Below are 18,126 nucleotides of genomic sequence, written 5' to 3' on the forward strand. Positions count from 1 at the left end.
ATAGCACTAAATTTCAGGCAGAAGGGGCATATCTGCGTTGGTCGATCATAGCGCGGCGATTAGGCTTGCTTGGGAACGCTACAACCGTTCCGAAGGAATTGCCCCAGGTCTTACAGTTACGGTGGACACTCAATCCGAAGCTTGGTTTTCCGACGGAGCAGTTTATTGTCTGGCGACGACACAAGAAAGAAAGAAAGCCGACAAAGATCAATGCAGAAATCTCGACATTAGCGGTATTTGGCAACGCTGATTTGCTTGATCTGAAAGGGTCATATTCCATTGTTGAGTTAACCCTTTCAGGCAACGTGGCGGGTTCTGCGGTCGCATTCGTCGGCGCACCGCTATTTAGCACGATCGTGGCAGTGGCGACGGTCGCGGCTGGCAATAATGTCGTTGTGCAGTTGACAGCCCCCTCAATGGAAGGCTTGCTGATCTCAGCAGGCTTGACGATCAATAGCATCATTGGTGTGAAGACGGATGATCTGTCGGAAGCAGCAGGGTGGGAGAAGTATGAACGAGTTGGGATTCCGGTCAAGCAAACCGAATGGTCGAGCTTTGGTTTACATGGAGCTAGCCAAGGCATGTTCGGAGCGTTTGCCTCAGCCCAGCTTGCCGCAATCGATCGCTTGAAGCGCGGCGCACCTCCGATCGGTTGGGCCCCGACGATCGATGGCGCAATTCCTGCACCTGCTTGGTCGCCTCCAATTCCCGCACCGCTAGTCGCCGAATTGAATCAGACCGTGCTAGCAGACCTCCGCCAGATTGCAGCATTGCCACCTGTTGCCCACCCCAGCGCGACCATTGACAAACTGATTCCGCCACCAAAGAACTCATCGGGTCAGTCCATGTCACAGCCCGGAAGCACAGCGAAAATCTTGCCGCTGAATATGCTGTATATGTGCGCGGGTACCGATTGCTTTGCCTGTTTAGCACTTGGATTTGGCACGGCTTATCCCGTCACGCTCTCAGCCAACGAATCGTCGCTGTTGGACTATGACTTCATGGTAACGGTGCGCTATGAGAAAGGACTTTCAGGAAACAGTGCGCCTGTGGAGTACGCCGCGATCGTCCCTGCTCCAGCCCAAGCCAATGCACCACCCATCCCCACGAATCTCGCAGAGGAAATGATGGGACATCTGCGCCCCCTAGCCCGGAATACGAACTGGCGCGGCTCGGTCCGTGTGTCTTGGGATAAGCCGATTCCAATTCCGTTGTTTCGGGCACGATCGTTCGCCTTTGTTCAAGCGGGAGTTTTGCCCATTACACCCGCAACGTTGATTATGAATCAACGGGACTCTGGAGGACCACTGCCGATTGCGGTGAACTATTTCACGAGTCCAGAAGATCCCGAACCAAACCGTTTGAGTGCAATCGATCGCGAGATTCTGATCCCAAGCAATCCGGCTCCGGGTGCGCGAACGATGAAGTATGCCGTTGCTCATCAAGACATCTACGGGCAGTGGAGTGGCTGGAGTACCATCAACTCGACCATTGTGCAGCCCCCTGCTGACAAGGTGCGAATCGTCTCAGCAGAATTGAAGTACACAAACATTCCTACGCCACCGAATGCGAAATGTGCCGCAAACTTAGTGGTTGAGTTTTTGTGGGACTGGCGGCTGCGATCGCCACTCACGATTAGTTTTCGGGGCAGGCTCCATGCAGCGAGCTATCCAGGAGAGCCACCGCCGAACATTACGCTGCCCGTTGCCCTAGAAACGGCATTAAGCGGACTATTCACCAAGACATTCACCTTAAACTTCAATGTGTTGGCTCCCGATGACCCACCGACCTCCACTTGGATCGGCTATGACCCGACGATCCACTGTATCGCGCTCAATTCGTCAGGTGAGCAAGCGGTTACGTTCGGCAGCGCCCAAGGACAGGAAGTACGGCGCTATCGCGTCACGATTCCAGGGTTTGAGTTGAACTTTGCATCAACGGGGCACATCGGACTAGCACTGTGGGCACAGGGACAAGAAGCAATTCCATTCAATCGCACAGGGGCGTGGAGCGATCAACCGAGCTTGATTGCAACGTCCGATCCACGCCCCCCTGTGATTACCCCCGACATTGTGACGCTAGCAAGTTTACCGGATGCAGCAGGAGAGGCGCACGCGGTCTTGAAATGGTCGGCATCCGCTGGCGCAGAAGGCTACTTTATCTATGAGACAACAGAGACGAAACTCCAAAGAGCCGTCGGAGATCCAGAACCCGACCCCGATCAAACGCTGAGTGATCGACTGAAGCAATTGTTGAAAATCTTTGATGCCAACCCAATCGCACGACGGTCTGAGTTTGTACGGCGTAACAGTCGGCTAATCAAAGATACCAGTGCAGACGTGACACTGCCTCGCGGTTCCACTGCCATTCATCTGTTTGTTGTCTTGGGAGTCAGTGCTGGACAAGTCGAAGCGCAGTGGATTACGAGTTCGACTGCCCTCTATGCCTTTGCAGTTCCAAGAGTGCCAAAACCTGCAACTCCAATGATCGAAGTGGTGCCATTCTTGGACTCAAACCTGAATCTGTACCGGGCTAAAGTACGAGTGACCACGCGAAAAGGAACGATAGTCAGCCGGATCGATTTGCATCGGGTGCGCGTGGACGATGCAGCCAAGGAACTCGACACAATGGGACCACCTGTGATGACGATCGATGCACTCAATTCAGGCTGGACACCGAAGGCTGAACCAGACCCGCACATTGTCGCAGAAGTCCAAGAAACGCCCACTGGATCTTGGAAGCGGGTATGGTATCGAGCCGTTGCTTGGTCAGATGAAGATCCATTGAGGGGAAATCTAGCTGCGCGATCGCCCGCCAGCACAGCAGCATGGGCTGTGATTCCGCCTGCAACCCCTCCTAACCTCACGCCATTGATTCTAGAGTGGGCTGGAGGAGGGCTGGGAGATGTGCTAGTCAAATGGACAAGTACGACTCCGTTGAAGAAAACGCCACTCGGATCACACAAGCTCTCAATCAACGCCAAGCGCGTCGGAGCACCCCCAGACGAGATACCGCTAATCGCCTTTGAAAACGACTTAAATCGGTTGGGAACAACACAACCTATGACAGGAAGCGGAGCATGGCGGATTGAGGGTACAAAGCCGAGGGAGTATCGAGCGATTGTGCGGCGTGCCAATGTAACCGATGCGGTGCAATTAGCAATCAGAATAACTGATCCACTGGGACGAACTAGTGAGGCACTAGCTACGATTCAACCGGGTTCAATCTTGCCAGATCCAGTATTGTCAGGCTTTGTTTTAAAGAATAGTGTCACGCCATCAGGTCGGATATTAGAGTGGGTAAGTCCGACCCCCTTGAACATTGGTTCCTACAGTTTGCGAGTGCGAGTGATCCGACCGTCGATCGTACTATTCCCAAATTCACCCCCGATTCTGCAACCGCCTATCACGATTGAGATGGCACTGGCAGACATCCTCCTGGATGAACCAGGACCCGTGCCCTCCGGGACTGATCCATTGAGAGTTCGACGGATGCCAGGAGCAGGTCCGCAGTTTAGCTATTACGCCTTTGTCCGTGTGCCCTTCACGCAAATCATTGTGCGGCTGACTTCACCAGACGGTCGCGTTGCCCAGTACATTCAGTTGCCGAGTTAATCTTATGGTTTTTGTCCCAATTACGACGCTTACCTCCAATCAGGTACAGCAGAGTCTGCAAAACAATGGTCTAGCGGCTCTGGGTCTAACGACAGTTTCTCTAAACCGACGCTGGGCAGATGTGACTCCTAGCTTGAGCGACTATCAAGCAGACCAGATGACGCTCGCGATCGCAGGAACTATCTACGCCCCGTTTCTAGGAGTGCGCGAAAACGGATTCCGGGATGTGTCGTCTACCCTCGCTAGCAATGTTGGAGCAGACGATACCTCGATTACACTCAGCACAGGAAGCGGAACTGACTTCCCTTCGCCTGTAGCACCAGGGCGGATTCTATTGACCCTTACAAATGGATCGAGTAGCAAACTAGAAATTGTCGAATGTACGCAGCAATCGGGTGACATACTCACTGTAGAGCGTGGGGCGCTGGGCACTGCAAAGCAAACGTTTAATGCTGGCGATCGCGTTATTTTACGGCTCACACCCGCTCAACGCTCAAACGAGTTTTACGAGGCGGACGGTTCATCCGTCAATGTAAATTGCACGATTTTCCGATTCCATCCACAAGCATTGCTGCGTCTGAAGACCCTCGCAACCGCTCAGTATGGACAACCCTTGATTCTGCCGATTCCAGTCGCTATGATCGTGCGCGGGGCAGAAGGGTTTCGAGCCGTTCGTTGGTATCGACCGGACGAGATTTTGGACAATGTGACCGGAACTCTGTCCTTTCACGATCATCGCGGCATGATTATCGATCCACTCTATGTAGCAGGGTTGTTTGCGGACTTGCAGACAGCATTGCCAGGACTTGTGCCCTCCTCGATTACTGCACTCATAAATGGAGCAGGAGGGGTGGAATCGATCGCAAACCTAGCAGGTACAGCGATTCGAGTGCATTTGATCGATCCGCACGGCAATCCAGTGCGAATTGCTTCGCTAGGGGCACAGATGATCACCACAGACAACAACGGCAATTCGACAGGACAAGTTACGACGAATACGATTACTCTGGCAGCAAATAACCGCATTGCTGCTAATGTGGCGAATACCCCATTGCGTTGGGGATGGGCGACCAATGGAACAATGGGTAAAGCTCCTCTAGTCCCTCTGAACTTGGCAAATAGCAAGATCACGCGGCAGTTTTATCGCGTTATGGTGGTCGATACACCTTGGTATCTGCTAGGCAACCGTACTGCGACTCAGGTGATGGGTGTGCGGGCAGATGATGGGCGGATTCCAGCAGACTTGCTGCCCGTTGTGCGCGACCTAGTAGACATCAATTACATGGTTGACGGCCCAGACACGCTGGGCGAAGCGACTCGGATCTTGACGCGATCGCAACAAAACATGATTCTGGCAGTGTCGCCCTTCATTGATCAAACCTTAATCACTCCAACTGCTCCAGGTGCAACCGCTCACTGGGCAGCATTTCCAACTCCCAACACGAACACAGGCTTCCCAAATCCACCGATCACACTTTCAGCCACAAATGTGACAGCACAGTTTACAGCAGGCAACGATGTTGTAGTGACGATCGCGGCAAATGCTGCACCAGATGGCGCTCACATCCGCATCTATCCGCAGCATTTCATTGAAATCACTTCGATCAATGGTCAGGAGCCATCGTTTATGCGGGGCGATGGGGGAGCTAATATTGTCAGCGGCATGGCACCAACCTTGATCCTTCTGCGAAATCCATTCAACTTACAAGGCGCTCAACCCAAGCCAAATCCAGCCGTCTTGACGATGGACATTGTAGTAACACCACGAATTGGTCGGCGGCGATTGACAGGTGCAGTTTCCGTCACTGTGACAGCAGGATCTGCTCCCGTGATCCCAACTGATCCATTCTTTGGAGCGCCCGCCGCAACGATCATGGGAATTCTACCCATCGCAAACCAAGGTGTTTCAGAACAACCGCTATTTGGCATTCCAAAAACGATCGCGCCACCTGCAAATCTTCCAGCCAGTTTCCTAGACCTAGTGGTCAGTCTTATGGCGGAAGAATCACCTCGGCAGGCAGCGCGACTCCCGACGATGGCTCGCCTAGAAACCGTTGCCGTAACTGGAACAACTGGTGCAGGAGCACAGCCTAATGGCACATTGCTGTGGGAAGCAATTTTGAGTGGCGCACGTTGGTCTGCTGAGTCACGATCGGCATTGCATGAGAGCGGAAATCCTGGAAATCCTGCGGCTCCAGATGTCCATGCGCCAGGGGTGAGCGTAACAGGTGCACTCGCCTATGACTTAGCACTCCATGCCATTCGGCGAACTAGCTCGATCATTCCGCGACCGACTGGGCAAGGCATCGTGAATCCGGGATGGGTAGTTGCAACTGGCGGAAATAATTTCAACGAGCCTTCGGATGCCGCGAATACAACCAACACTGGAACGGGCGTTTTGCTTCAAAGTATTGCAGCAGGATGTGAGACACCGTGGTTGAGCAGTTTGACACCTCCAGCACTCGGAAATACTGTCAATCAAATGATTCAAGATGCAGCGAAGGCGATCGGAGTGCCGCCCCCTAACATCACCGTGGACATCGATAACGAGCCACGAATTCAGCAGCAGATCCGCCGAGAGTTTTTTGCTGCAAAGCATGGTTTCCGAGATGCCCAATGGTCACTGCTGCGTGCTTTTTCCGAAGCGAGAGAGCTAGTTTATATCGAGTCGCCGCAGGTTGCTCGAACGGCATATTCAAGCAATCCAAATGCACCACAATCCTTTGAGGTGGATCTGGTGAAGGTTCTCAAAGATCGTCTGAGCGCTCATCCAAATTTACGAGTCATCATCTGTACCCCACGATTCTCAGACTTTGCAGAAAATTTCCGCACGTTCCATCGCCAGCACTACAATGCGCGAATGGCAGCTTTCACAGAACTTTTGACCATTGCTAAAGATCGAGTGCTCCTGTTTCATCCGGTTGGATTTCCGGGACGAGTGGCGTACATCCGAACGACCTCGATCGTGATCGATGATGTCTGGTGTCTCGTCGGCGCAACTCATTTTCGACGGCGTGGGATGACCTTTGACGGCAGTGCGGCGATCGCATCCTTCGATCGACAGATCACCGACGGCTACTCAACCAAAGTTCGCAACTATCGACGAGCGCTCATGGCCGCAAAGATGAACATTTCACCTCCAGCATCGGGGCAACCCCTGAGCGGCGAATGGGTTCGACTAGGCTCTCCTGCATCAGCGTTTGATGTGGTAGCAGATCTGCTCACACAAGGCGGCTTTGGAAGAATTCAGAGTATCTGGTCGGGTCCGCCAGCGAGTGATGCTAGTGTCGAGGCGGCTCAACCAGAAGTGGGAGATCCAGAGGGATCTGGGGGATCGAATTTGTTTACGACTCTTTCGGGAATGTTGAACGAGTTGGGGACGTGAACAGCGAAAAGAAGCGATGATATGTTGCATCAGCTTGATCAGAGGAGTAATCAATTTTAGGTAGCAATACCTCTGCCAAATTAAGAGGGTTCAACGCCTGTAGAAACGTTATGAATACGTCCTAAAGAAGTAAGCTTGGCAAAAATCTGGGTTAATAAAATAGGCTCAGGGATTTATGGAAGCATTTTTAAGATTTCATGGACATATCGAAAGCCACGATAAATGCCCCCTGGTCAATAATGCCGGAGTCGGGATTAAGGGTGCGGAAATCAGCGAGAAGATGATGAGATAAATTAACCATCGGCACGGTGGTGCCCTCTATACTTCATGCCCTATTCGGTAAAAAACTATTTGGGAACAGTAGTTGCGTTGAGTTCATCCCTTTTCCCTTTTCCACTCTTTTTTGTACCTTGTGTCACCTTCGCTTCTGACTCTGACTTGCCGGACTTAACCATTTTCACCAAATGCTGATTTAGATAACTCTGCGCTGAGATATACAAACTTTCCCAAATCTCTTGATTACGGCTGATTTTTGTGCCGACTGTATTTCCTGCTGTTTTCTCCGACACCAAATATTTGCGGAAATAATTCGTCCACAAGTGTTGGAGAAAATCTTCAGCAAATTCGTTAAACGGCAGAATCCATTTATAGTCCTTGTCTAGAAATACCCGATAGGACGCAATTATCGGTAGTGCGAGGTCAGTTGGCGCACCAAACCCGAAAGAATACTTGCTGTCCGGCAACAACGTCGTTTTACGTATATCTATTGATGCTAAATCGTTGGCACCCTTTCTTCTGGGGTTGCTGATATGTTCTTGGATTATTTCGTACAGCCTTTGCTCTATCCACAAAGCATGAGTCAAGAGAGGCAGCAAGGCGGTTAATCTTTCCCTTTCTGCGTCTGTGATGTTACTTGGAAGACTCATCCCTGCTGGGTGTTTGGTTCGTTTATTGCCGTCTGGGTTGTATTTATTTCTGTCGAGGCAGTAAAGCAGCTTGAGCAAATGGGTGACATTGCACTGGGCATTTCTGGGAGCGCCGCTTTGGTTTTGGTAATAGGCGATGCGGAATTTTCTATCTTCCTTCTGCTCTAACTGGGCTAAATACTGCTTGATGAATTTGTAATCACCCCTGGCGTTGACTTTGGAGCGAGAATCTACTGGCGTTGTGGTGTTTGAAGCTAGAGCTATATCTTTGGCTGATTCTTCAGTCAGCCCGATGTGAATCGTAACTTTTACTCTGGCTTCGGTTAGGTCATATTTGTAATTTTTCGCTTGCTCAAAAGCTAAAACTGTATGCCCTCCGTTGATAATACCGTCGCTACCGCCCTCGTTAGCTTCTAAGACTTCTAGCTCCAGTTCAGTTTTGTTCTTGACAGGTTTAGTTTTATTGGCTGACAGAACGATTCCACTGTGGCGGGAGAAGAATTTTTCGGGTTCGGTGGTCAGTGAGTCGAAAACTTGTCTGTAGGTCGCGCTTTTGCGGTTTGGTTCGCGGATGTTCGGTTCTAGCGGCAGGTCTATAGGGAACGAGTCTACATGGGCGGTGGCGATGATGCAATTGGGGTTGGCTTGAATATAGTTATCTATCTTGATGTTCCAAGTTTTGGGCATACTTTATTTCTTGATGGAATTAAATTCTATGTTAGCGCTGCTGTAACCTTAATTATTCTCTTTCTTCACGACCAATAAGCTACCAAACTAGCCAAATTATAAACATTTCTAATCTAGCTGTATTAAACCTGTTATTTACTAGCATGAAAATTTTATCTAATTTTGCTTATTTTAGAGATAAGATACCTTCTTTGGCTCTTAGTACAGGAACTTATCCATCTATTTCAATAATTCGGTTGCTTCTTTTAATACTTGAATAATTTCTGGTTTCTGAGAACTAATCACATCATTTGGTAAATGCTTGTGATGCGGAAAGGTAGAGATATCAGGAAAATGCGGCGTACTATCATAACGAAAAACCAGGCAATTTCGTTCATCCTGAAAATGGTAGCGATAATCAAGAAATTTCAACTGATTGTCTGTAATTACTATAGCTTCGTTAATTTCTAATAAGTGTGTTTGACCGAAACGCAATCTAATTCTTAAATTAGCCCGAAGGGATGTTAAAATTTCTTCTTCATAACGTTCCACATAAAGATTTGGACATTGAACAATTGCTTGTTCTACTTGATTTAAATAATCAGATAGAAGGTTAGGCAGCATAGTTCAATCTTTGCTCTATTTCTTGACGCAAAACCAGATAATGGCGGTAATCGTTTGCCCATTCTATAAATAGAACATCATCTGGTAATGTTCCCTGATTGTACTGGTAAAAAAAATCTTCAGAGCCCATCTTTTGGTGGTTTTCATACACACTGAGTCGCTTGGCAATGGCAACCAAAGCATCTAAAGATGATGTATATTGAATGGTCTGTTTACGCATTTTATCTCTACTTCAAAATCATCATATTTTGATTATAAGTGAGCGCCACTCCATAATTTCCTCATCGAGCGCTATTAAATTTAGGCAAATTCTCATTAAATAGTAGCTATTGTGGCGTTCCTGTATCGTCACTACTGCTTCCACACAAGGTTGTACCCCCTTTCAACAGTTGCCAGTAGTTTCGATTGCTTGGATGACAGATACGGTGGGAGCAAAATCCCCAACCCCTGCAACAGCCGATCCACAGAAGAGTCACGGCGGGCCACTTCATGCAACTGCCGTAACTTTACACATAACTACTGCTTCATTCACTTTTGTGCGATAGCGTAACCGCTTTTTTCCGGTGGCGTTCGTCGAATGCGAGTGCGTCTCGTAGAGAAGACGTGCCAAACGCGAGTGCGTTCCGCAGGAAAGGCATTGCCGATAGAACGCGAGTGCGTCTCTGAAAGAGAAGGTATCGCTCAAAACCATGAGACAATAACTTACCCAGCTATATCCTTCCCACTCTTATAGTTCATCGCTCTAGGTTTCCTCTTGCCTATAGGGACTAATTTCGATTGCTTGGGAGGTTGAGGCGGACGGCATTGCTCACAGTAGAGTGGTCGCACACCAAAAGTTTCTCGTTGTGTGGGTTGTTCGCACTGCTTACATACGAAGTTGAAAACGCGAGTATGAATTTCCCGCTTGTGCGCTCTGACAGTGTACTCTCGGACTTGGATTTCTTTGCTTGCCATTGCTTATTGCAATTAGTAACTTTTTGGATCTTAGCCTTTGCTAAGAAGATTTCAATGCTCTGGGTAAACATAATCACCCGTTTTGTGAATGCGAATATGGCTACGCCAAAACCAGAGTGAGAGTTGCAACGACCAAACCCAACTGCAACGCCTCACTACATTGAAAAATCACAAACATTTGGAGTGAATCATGGATATCCAAGCTATTCTCACCCTCACGATCCAAGCAGTCGTTATGAGCTTTGTTGCGCTGATGGTTTTTGACTTCATAGATGGTTTGTGGGTTGTACCCTTGCCGCCAATCGGATGGGAGCCATCGGTTATTGAACAGCCCACAGTTTCTGCAACTTCCCCACAACCTACTCCACAACAGGAAATCCAACCACAAGCCACTCCAAGGGCAATCGCATTTGAGAAGATTTCCCCTGCATTCCTCACAAGTTTGAAATGCAGAGGGGCGGAGGGGAAAGAACTTGGCACATTGAACTCTCCTCTGCTCCCACTAGTGAACCGGCACTTGCACAGGCTTTGAGCAAGGCGTGAGAAATCCGGGTTCAAACGGCTACGCCAAAGCGAAAGTGATGTATTCATATAATAAATATGGTCAGCCTTATAGCCACGCAAGGAACTCTGTTTGACCTAGAAACAGTTCTGGATTATGGACAATCAATCCTCAACGTTGCTCAAGAACTCACCAAATCACTGATTGAGCAACGGACTATCTCCACTAGGACAATCCAAGCTCAGATGAATCGCTACTTTTTAGGCACTGCCGCGTCTGGTGCATGGCAATGGAAAGATGCTTACGAGGCAGTGGAAGTAGCGCAAATATTATATCTGCGTCAAAAAGGTTATAAGCTTTTATTAGAGTCGCCGCTAACAGTATTATTGGAATTGGAGAAGTTAGTAGCCCTCTGCCCAACCCAAACACGGCGCAGTGAAGAGTCAGTACAGCTTCAGCAATTCTCGACACCGTTACCATTGGCTTATCTAGTAGCCAAAGCAGCATTTATAAAGGCTGATGATTTAATGCTGGAGCCATCAGCCGGAACTGGTTTGTTAGCACAAATGGCTAAACTGCACAGTGCAAGTCTGATGCTCAACGAGCTTGCACACGATAGATCGAAGATTCTGCGTCGGTTGTTTCCAGGTACACCGCTATTCTCTGTAAACGCGGAACAGATTAACGACTATTTGGTTGGCAAGACTCAGCCCTCAGTTGTTCTGATGAATCCATCCACCGTTTTCGTCGTCCCCGAAAATCAACAGTCGCAATCCCGACGCAACACCGCAATCCCGACGCAGTGACAATTAGCTACAGGACTGTTCGTCATCTTTTTCCAAGATGGAAATTAATTCAAAGACTCGCATATTTTCTCCCGTCCAAACTTTATCTAGTAACCGCAAATTTTCAAGAGTTAAGTCGCTCTCTTTGACTATCGATACATTTGTTTTGCCCAGTGCCATCAACAAATCTTCAAATACGACTAAGCCATTAAACTCCAAGCCTTGAATCTCAGCTGATGCTAAGGCTGACAATCGCTCACCACAAATCTCAATCATAAACCTGAATAAACGGTGATCGTGAGGCATTGGAGAAGGCAGGAGTTTTATTGTTATCACACGAATCAATCGGAGCGCATCAAGGTGGGGTTAGATCGAGATCCGTGACTTCCCCCTCTTCGAGCGCGACCACCTCGCGGGTGTAAGAATGTTCGGCAAGTTCTTCATCATGGACATGACTGAACAAAAGATAGGGCTGTGAGACAACGCGTGTGACAATACTCTTGTAGGGGATACCCTCCTCCACACCCACCAAAATCCCGCGATATTCAGCGCATAACCGATTCAAGCGGGTTGTTTGTTGGTGAAACGTCATAGGTGTCTCCAACTCGCCAGCGAGAATTTGTTCGGCAGCGGGAGCCAATTGTTCCGCTACAATAGACCATGGGGGTTGCCCCTCACCATAAACCCAGCCTGCCATTGTTGCGAGGTCTCCAAAGATCTGGGTGGGTCTGGAGGCAGGCGCGTCGTATGTTTCCGAAAACGCATCCATCATATCTTCTATGGTGCGGGCTGGTGCCCCCAAGCCACGGCTGGCTAATACATCGGTCAGTATGGTCGTCACATCCCGCCCCGCTTCATCCCGAATGCGAAAGCGCGTCTGGTTCAGCCAAATATCCATGTAGCTCTCGCGGGTGGGCAGGAGTGGGGCCTGTTTGATCAGGCGCAACCTCGCTCGGACATTGGGGTATTCGCGCAACAGTAGTTGGCTCATAGCTCACCTTCTGGTTGCTTCTGGAGCACAGCACTTTCGGCGAGGCGTTTTGTCAATTCCTTAAATTTTACCATATCTTGACCGTATGCGGTCATGTCATAAGACACGGCGTTATCAGGCAAGCCAACTTGGAGGAGGTATTTGAGGTGATTGTTGCCCATGCTAGCGTAGCGCACTCCTCGTTGTGCAGCCTCTTTTACACTATCTTCAAACGTATAATTGCGCCAATCAGCGAACAACTTTTGTTTCTCCTTGTCTGTCGTGTTTCCATCCGCTAACGCCTCCCGTTTTTCTGTGGTCAAGCGGCTGCTTGGGTCTACCGTGGCCATTTCCACAATGGCTTCAGTAAATGCCTTGGCAAAGGTTGCCAAGTCCGGCAGGAAGGCGGCATTTGCAACTTCGGCGAAGGCATCGCCAATGTAGCCATCCAACGGTAGAGAGGTGATGAACGCATCCAGGTGTTCTGTCACTGTGGCATGGACATTCGCCAGCGCTTCTATTTTAGCCGGGATCGGCTGTTCCGCCGCTTGTTTTTGTCTAACCTCTAAGAGATTATCTTTGCTGTAACCCCAAGCGATTTTCAGATAGCGCTGGATAGGCTGCCCCACATAGTGACCGGTTGTGAGATCAGTCATATTCTTCGTGCCGTCGAAGAAAGGCAGCGCTAGCATAAGTCCATAACCCATTTTGGGGAACAACGACTCGGCCCCAAACTGCTTTTTGTTTGGCTCTTGGGCAATGCCAAAGGATTGAAACTGCGCTTGGTTTTCAGCTTCGTAAGCGGTTTTAATGTTTGATTCATTTGCCATCTCATCGGAGGCGAACTGCTCGTAGATAAAATTTGTGCTGCCAACTGCCCTAATCACGTCCTTTAACGTCACTTGTGTGTGGTTTTCGCCCAAGAGATTGATACCATTGGGGGCAAACCTTAGCCAAGTTCCATCGGGCAAGTTGCCTAGATAGTCGGTCTTCTTATTCGCATGTTGCTCAAATTCTTCTTCGCTAAGGTAGTTCCGGACGTTACGATCCAAAACCCACTCGCGTATGTTAGGGGTGAGGTCATCTTTGTTTAGTACCTGTTTTCCGACGATGAAGGCGTAACGCTGAATCACCTTGCCACCGTTTCCACTTACTCGCTGCCGCCCTAGGCTCTGGTTGCCGCCCTCCACTGGTTCACGCACCGCCCCCCCTTTCTGCTGCACCACATGGGTCAACTCATGGGCAATCAACTCCTGCCCCCCTCGACTCCCTGGATTATATTCCCCTTGCCGAAAGAACACATCCTGCCCCGTGGTAAATGCCTTCGCCTGAATCGACTGATTCAACTGATCAGCCTGAGAATCCGCATGAACCTTCACCCCACTGAAATCAGCCCCAAAAGCCTGCTCCATCGGTTTTCTGACATTATCCGCAAGTGGTTGTCCACCGCTCCGTGCCTGTTGTATTGATGTTTCCAAATCCGGTGATGTAGCCATATCTCTGTCTGCTACACGCTGTACCATCGGCTTCATTTGCAGTTCGTCTTCTGACAATGGCAAGGATTCTCTCTGTATCCTGCGCTCCGGTTTCATTTGTAATTCTTCTTTTTCGAGCAACGACTCACGCTGAACTTTTTCGCCCTGTGATTGATGAATTCGTTGCACTACTTGACGTGCTGTTTCATCAGCCTCTTGCTCATACTTATCTCCAGGCTCTCCAATCGTCAGCTTTGCCTGAATTGGAGTTGATGTCTGTGGTCTTCTCAGTGGGATATTGGCAATATTATGACCAAATTGAGTTGCGTGTGATAGTCGAGAATTCAATAATCCGTCCATCTTCGCTTGCAAAACTGTTAGGCGCTCCTGTCCTGCGGACGTAATCGTGCCAGACTTGGCTTGTATAGAAAGTCCAGTTGCCTCCATCTGTTGTTCTGCAAAGGCTTCATTTTCTATATCAGTTGGTGTTTTAGCTGCAACTGATGCTTTTTGGATTTCGCTACCATAAGGTCTATGCGCTAATTGTGGGGATGAATTTAGCGCTGAGGAATTGGAATAGGTAGATGAGTCAGTCTTTGAAGATTTTGTTTTGTGCATTGTTTTTATAAGGTCAATGATTTACGTCAACTTGACATCTCTAATTGATGTCAGGAAAATCTTGAATATCGTGTTATGAGAATCTAGGCAATACTTCTCGCTTTGTGCATTTTTAATTCGAAATCGGGTTTGGGTTAAAGGTTTTTTCTTTCCCTTTCCCCTTTTCCCCTTTTCCAAGAAGTATTGAGAATCTAGGTACTTATAGTTACAAAATGCCAAAAACCAACCATTGGATCACAACAGTCACGAAATTCTGTCCTAACAGGATTTTATAACTGTTTTTACATTCTTTAAAAACAGAGAAAATTTTGCATAGATGACAATGACAGTGATAATTATTCTTATGAGGAGAATTGCTTGCTGTAAGCTTTGTTTCTTTTTTAATCAAAGATGTTTCTAACTTCTGAATCAGATTATAAAGGCATACAGCTAATCTCTAATGTGTAAGCTGATGATTTTTTGACTAAAGACTCGTGGGGTAGGGCTATAGATAAATTTTGTCCATACTGCTGCCACTCCAGTTTACCTCCAACACCCAGCATTGTAATCTTTGCTTTTTTCGGCAAAATTATTCCTGGAATAGTAACCTTCCCAAACGTTGGCTCATCAAGCAATATCGCATATAATTTTCCTTTATTAGTGGTGTAGCGCACGCGAATACGTTCTGGAGTTAAATCTTCTGATCGTATCCAATATCGTGAGCCAAAGATTGCTTTACCATTCACATCTAGCCATTTACCCAAGCCTTCTAATCTTTCAAGCTGTACTTCGGATATTGAACCATCAGCCTTTGGTCCAATGTTCAGCAATAAATTCCCATTTTTACTAACAATATCTACAAATAAGTCAACTAGTTCATCCACCGAAATTATGTTCAAATCAGTATCATTTTGGTTATAGCCGAATGAGTAACCTAAACCCCTTGTACTTTCCCATTTAAGAGGTTCTATTTGTGTAAGCTGGCTGTACTCAGGTGTAGAAAAGTCAAAGTGCAACCCTAACTGACCACTTGAATCAAAACGGTCATTTACCACACCATCGGGTACGCGATTGTAAAAGTAGGCCATAATTTCATTCGCTTGCCCAATAGGGTAGCTAAGATCATTCCATAATATAGATGGCTGATAGCGGTCAATCAATTCGCGCCAATGAGCATTCGCATAATCTGCATAGGCTTTTTCCTGAATAATTGCTACCACTAGCGTATTGAAGTCTGTGATTGTTGTATCTTTGAAAGACCAATCAAGACCACCAGAATAATACACACCCATCCGCATACCTTCTTTGCGAACAGCTTGTGTTAGTTCGCCTACAATATCGCGTGTTGCCACTCGCCCTGGCTGGTTTATAGTTTTACTAGGCCACAACAAAAAGCCATCATGATGCTTCGTTGTTAGTACAACGTACCGCGCACCCACTTTAGAGAATAATTTTGCCCATTCCGAGGGGTTCCAATTTGTTATGGCTGCATTAAATCTGGGAATAAAGTCATCATAGGTGAAGCCTTCACCATAGGTTGTACGATGGTATTTATAGGTTGGACTGCCCTCAAGTTTCATGGAGTTGTAATACCATTCCGAGTAAGGGTTGTTCTCAAACCAGTATTCCCAACCACGCTCTGCAACGACTTTGTTAAGTTCTCCAGTTAGTGGCGCATAGCCAGGTACTGAGTATACCCCCCAGTGGATGAAAATTCCAAGTTTTGCATCCTTAAACCAGTCCGGAACTTTGTGCTTTGATAGGGATTCAGTTGTTGGTTCATAAGTTTTTTGTGCAAGGGCAACAGAAGTGGATAAGTTCAAAAATACGGTTAACGATAATGTAGTAAACAGCGCACGTACTAAAAACTTAATCATTACAAGGTTCCTTCTTGACAATATTCTCAAACTTTAGAACGGAAATATACTTATCCATTTTTAGTTGCTGTTCGTATCAAAAATTACTAAATATTCAGTTTAAGTCTATCAAATAGTTAAACTAACGCTATTTATTACCTGAGTAGTCTCTACTGATATTTAACTTAAACGCTTATGTATGGCTCATTTTGACATTTTTGCCCAAATTTTTGTAGGCTCTTATTTTGGCAAAAGTATTGTTGAGGATACTGTATTTTCAAGCATAGCTGCACTCAATTGATTTTAATTATGCAAAAAATTATAGGCTTCATTAAGTTTGTTGGCTGATTCTTCTAATAAGCCTTGTTCATGAGCATTTCTTGATAACAGCAGTTGGCGCTCAATACCTGTTGAGCCAATGATACATGGAAGTCCAAGCACAACTTCACTGCCAACTCCATAGTTAGAATCTGCTCTGGCCGATACTGGAAAAATCTGCTTTTCATCTCGCAGGATGGTATCAACTAACTGACAAACTACTGTTGATATACCATAGCTTGTATTTCCTTTGCGTTCAAAAATGTTATAGCCTCGTTTACGAGTTAACTGTGTATACTCTTGCTGAATTTGTTCTAGCGTTGCTCCTTGTGGTATGGGAAATTCAGTTAACAGAATTCCCCCAATAAATGCACTAGACCAAACGACAAATTCACTGTCTCCATGCTCTCCAATCACATAAGCATGAATATCTTGTTTTGCAACATTCAGTCGCTTTCCAAGTTGATATCTCAGTCTAGCAGTATCAAGAACGGTTCCCGAACCAAAAATTAGGTTTTCTGCTCTGGTGGAAGTAGCGATCGCAATCCGCGTGAGTACATCTACTGGATTGCTAATGATAATTACGATTGAATTCGGTGCAACTCGATCCAATTCTTTGATTGTCAAACGTATAATCTTTGCATTGTCGCTCAATATATCTAATCGGGTTTGTCCAAGTTTCGGCTGCACCCCAGCAGTCACAATAATGATATCTGAATCAGCTAAATCTTCATACTGATTTGATGGTATGATTTCCATCTCTTTAAGTAGAGGAATGCTGTCTTCAATGTCCCAGACTTCTCCTTCAGCTTTTGATAAAGTTCGGTCAAAAAGGACAACCCTTACACATCTACCGAGTAGAACTAAAGCATTTGCAACATCTGCACCTACATTACCTGCACCAATAATACCGACTTTAGATGTTTTACTCATGATGCTATATCTACTTTTTTCAAGAGAGAAATGTCGTTTGTTTGCTAAGTCCTTGGACTACAATTGCTGTCTTTTTACAACTTGGAAAACAATATATTTAACCCTTCGGTCATCGTGGGATGAGTCAAAATACCATCGCGTATAACGGTGTAGGGCATCTGAGCTTGCATCACCATCTGCACTGTTGAAATCACTTCACCTGCTTCATGACACAACAGGGAACACCCTAGAATACGACCTGTATCTGTATCTACGATCGCCTTCAGAAGTCCATCGGTTTGACCGAGCGTTCTTGCTCTAGGAACGGTTGACGCATCGATTTTCGCCACGCGGATAGCATATCCTTGTTGCTGTGCTTCAGTTTCAGTCAAACCCACATGAGCCAGTTCTGGATCGATGAACAAACAGGATGGCACTAAGCGATCGCCTGTACTACGGTTGCCCCCATCAATTAAATTAGCTTTGATAATGCGATAATCATCGAGTGATATATGAGTGTATTGCTGGCCGCCATTGATATC

General features: G+C 47.2%; 17 protein-coding genes and 1 pseudogene. 6 read left to right on the top strand and 12 right to left on the bottom strand.

Features of this window, described 5'->3' with window-relative positions:
• Window positions 1–37: 37 nt before the first annotated feature.
• A complete protein-coding gene (locus H6G86_RS28310; protein WP_190937094.1) occupies window positions 38–250 on the top strand; it encodes a hypothetical protein in 213 nt (70 codons plus the stop codon).
• Window positions 251–570: 320 nt separating this feature from the next.
• Here the strand turns inward: H6G86_RS28310 and H6G86_RS28315 are convergent, their stop codons facing one another.
• Entirely contained in the window at window positions 571–852 is a 282-nt protein-coding gene (locus H6G86_RS28315) for a hypothetical protein (RefSeq protein WP_190937095.1), read from the bottom strand.
• A gap of 44 nt (window positions 853–896) precedes the next feature.
• On the opposite strand from H6G86_RS28315, the gene H6G86_RS28320 reads away from it, so the two are divergent.
• On the top strand, window positions 897–3,614 hold the full coding sequence (locus H6G86_RS28320; RefSeq protein WP_190937096.1) for a hypothetical protein: 2,718 nt from the start codon (window positions 897–899) through the stop codon (window positions 3,612–3,614).
• A 4-nt stretch (window positions 3,615–3,618) separates the two neighbouring features.
• Window positions 3,619–6,999, top strand: coding sequence for a phospholipase D-like domain-containing protein (locus tag H6G86_RS28325; RefSeq protein WP_190937097.1), 3,381 nt, complete (start codon window positions 3,619–3,621; stop codon window positions 6,997–6,999).
• Window positions 7,000–7,079: 80 nt separating this feature from the next.
• Here the strand turns inward: H6G86_RS28325 and H6G86_RS28330 are convergent.
• From H6G86_RS28330 to tumA, 4 genes and pseudogenes are all read right to left on the bottom strand, one after another.
• A pseudogene (locus H6G86_RS28330) lies at window positions 7,080–7,300 on the bottom strand (IS4 family transposase); the annotation flags it as partial.
• Between the two features lie 46 nt (window positions 7,301–7,346).
• Entirely contained in the window at window positions 7,347–8,612 is a 1,266-nt protein-coding gene (locus H6G86_RS28335; protein ID WP_190937098.1) for an AIPR family protein, read from the bottom strand.
• Between the two features lie 219 nt (window positions 8,613–8,831).
• The gene (tumE, locus tag H6G86_RS28340) at window positions 8,832–9,215 is read right to left on the bottom strand and encodes a toxin TumE (protein ID WP_190937099.1); all 384 of its coding nucleotides are present in this window, start codon (window positions 9,213–9,215) and stop codon (window positions 8,832–8,834) included.
• Window positions 9,205–9,435, bottom strand: coding sequence for an antitoxin TumA (gene tumA, locus H6G86_RS28345; RefSeq protein ID WP_190937100.1), 231 nt, complete (start codon window positions 9,433–9,435; stop codon window positions 9,205–9,207). The genes tumE and tumA overlap by 11 nt, the downstream gene beginning before the upstream one ends.
• A 109-nt stretch (window positions 9,436–9,544) precedes the next feature.
• Between tumA and H6G86_RS28350 the strand changes: the two genes are divergently transcribed.
• On the top strand, window positions 9,545–9,760 hold the full coding sequence (locus H6G86_RS28350; RefSeq protein ID WP_190937101.1) for a hypothetical protein: 216 nt from the start codon (window positions 9,545–9,547) through the stop codon (window positions 9,758–9,760).
• Between the two features lie 157 nt (window positions 9,761–9,917).
• On the opposite strand, the gene H6G86_RS28355 is transcribed toward H6G86_RS28350, so the two are convergent.
• Window positions 9,918–10,169, bottom strand: a complete 252-nt coding sequence (locus H6G86_RS28355) for a hypothetical protein (protein WP_190937102.1) — start codon at window positions 10,167–10,169, stop codon at window positions 9,918–9,920.
• Window positions 10,170–10,359: 190 nt separating this feature from the next.
• Between H6G86_RS28355 and H6G86_RS28360 the strand changes: the two genes are divergently transcribed.
• Window positions 10,360–10,701 (top strand): hypothetical protein, encoded by a 342-nt coding sequence (locus H6G86_RS28360; protein WP_190937103.1) that lies wholly within the window; start codon window positions 10,360–10,362, stop codon window positions 10,699–10,701.
• A 68-nt stretch (window positions 10,702–10,769) separates the two neighbouring features.
• Window positions 10,770–11,477 (top strand): hypothetical protein, encoded by a 708-nt coding sequence (locus tag H6G86_RS28365; protein WP_242065012.1) that lies wholly within the window; start codon window positions 10,770–10,772, stop codon window positions 11,475–11,477.
• Between the two features lie 3 nt (window positions 11,478–11,480).
• Here the strand turns inward: H6G86_RS28365 and H6G86_RS28370 are convergent, their stop codons facing one another.
• The 6 genes from H6G86_RS28370 to H6G86_RS28395 all read right to left on the bottom strand — a co-directional run.
• Window positions 11,481–11,762 carry a hypothetical protein gene (locus H6G86_RS28370; protein WP_190937104.1) on the bottom strand — a complete coding sequence of 94 codons (282 nt, stop codon included), beginning with the start codon at window positions 11,760–11,762 and terminating at the stop codon, window positions 11,481–11,483.
• Window positions 11,763–11,811: 49 nt separating this feature from the next.
• Complete coding sequence (locus tag H6G86_RS28375) at window positions 11,812–12,447, bottom strand: hypothetical protein (protein ID WP_190937105.1); 636 nt, start codon at window positions 12,445–12,447, stop codon at window positions 11,812–11,814.
• Window positions 12,444–14,519, bottom strand: a complete 2,076-nt coding sequence (locus tag H6G86_RS28380; protein ID WP_199338452.1) for an eCIS core domain-containing protein — start codon at window positions 14,517–14,519, stop codon at window positions 12,444–12,446. Before H6G86_RS28380 ends, H6G86_RS28375 begins: the two co-directional genes overlap by 4 nt.
• 413 nt (window positions 14,520–14,932) lie before the next feature.
• On the bottom strand, window positions 14,933–16,375 hold the full coding sequence (locus tag H6G86_RS28385) for an alpha-L-fucosidase (RefSeq protein WP_190937106.1): 1,443 nt from the start codon (window positions 16,373–16,375) through the stop codon (window positions 14,933–14,935).
• A 282-nt stretch (window positions 16,376–16,657) separates the two neighbouring features.
• Window positions 16,658–17,605 (bottom strand): L-lactate dehydrogenase, encoded by a 948-nt coding sequence (locus H6G86_RS28390; protein ID WP_199338453.1) that lies wholly within the window; start codon window positions 17,603–17,605, stop codon window positions 16,658–16,660.
• A gap of 74 nt (window positions 17,606–17,679) precedes the next feature.
• Window positions 17,680–18,126, bottom strand: a 447-nt coding sequence (locus tag H6G86_RS28395) for an oxidoreductase dimerization domain-containing protein (RefSeq protein ID WP_524538519.1), incomplete at its 5' end; no start/stop codon positions are given.

It is taken from the genome of Nostoc sp. FACHB-133 (assembly GCF_014698055.1).
Taxonomy (GTDB): Bacteria; Cyanobacteriota; Cyanobacteriia; order Cyanobacteriales; family Nostocaceae; genus Nostoc.

What these genes read in the sequence shown, in the direction of transcription:
- H6G86_RS28320 (WP_190937096.1), top strand. Translation starts at nt 897, where the DNA reads ATGTGCGCGGGTACCGATTGCTTTGCCTGTTTAGCACTTGGATTTGGC.
- H6G86_RS28325 (WP_190937097.1), top strand. Translation starts at nt 3,619, where the DNA reads ATGGTTTTTGTCCCAATTACGACGCTTACCTCCAATCAGGTACAGCAG.
- H6G86_RS28335 (WP_190937098.1), bottom strand. Translation starts at nt 8,612, where the DNA reads ATGCCCAAAACTTGGAACATCAAGATAGATAACTATATTCAAGCCAAC.
- tumE (WP_190937099.1), bottom strand. Translation starts at nt 9,215, where the DNA reads ATGCTGCCTAACCTTCTATCTGATTATTTAAATCAAGTAGAACAAGCA.
- tumA (WP_190937100.1), bottom strand. Translation starts at nt 9,435, where the DNA reads ATGCGTAAACAGACCATTCAATATACATCATCTTTAGATGCTTTGGTT.
- H6G86_RS28355 (WP_190937102.1), bottom strand. Translation starts at nt 10,169, where the DNA reads ATGGCAAGCAAAGAAATCCAAGTCCGAGAGTACACTGTCAGAGCGCAC.
- H6G86_RS28360 (WP_190937103.1), top strand. Translation starts at nt 10,360, where the DNA reads ATGGATATCCAAGCTATTCTCACCCTCACGATCCAAGCAGTCGTTATG.
- H6G86_RS28365 (WP_242065012.1), top strand. Translation starts at nt 10,770, where the DNA reads ATGGTCAGCCTTATAGCCACGCAAGGAACTCTGTTTGACCTAGAAACA.
- H6G86_RS28370 (WP_190937104.1), bottom strand. Translation starts at nt 11,762, where the DNA reads ATGCCTCACGATCACCGTTTATTCAGGTTTATGATTGAGATTTGTGGT.
- H6G86_RS28375 (WP_190937105.1), bottom strand. Translation starts at nt 12,447, where the DNA reads ATGAGCCAACTACTGTTGCGCGAATACCCCAATGTCCGAGCGAGGTTG.
- H6G86_RS28380 (WP_199338452.1), bottom strand. Translation starts at nt 14,519, where the DNA reads ATGCACAAAACAAAATCTTCAAAGACTGACTCATCTACCTATTCCAAT.
- H6G86_RS28385 (WP_190937106.1), bottom strand. Translation starts at nt 16,375, where the DNA reads ATGATTAAGTTTTTAGTACGTGCGCTGTTTACTACATTATCGTTAACC.
- H6G86_RS28390 (WP_199338453.1), bottom strand. Translation starts at nt 17,605, where the DNA reads ATGAGTAAAACATCTAAAGTCGGTATTATTGGTGCAGGTAATGTAGGT.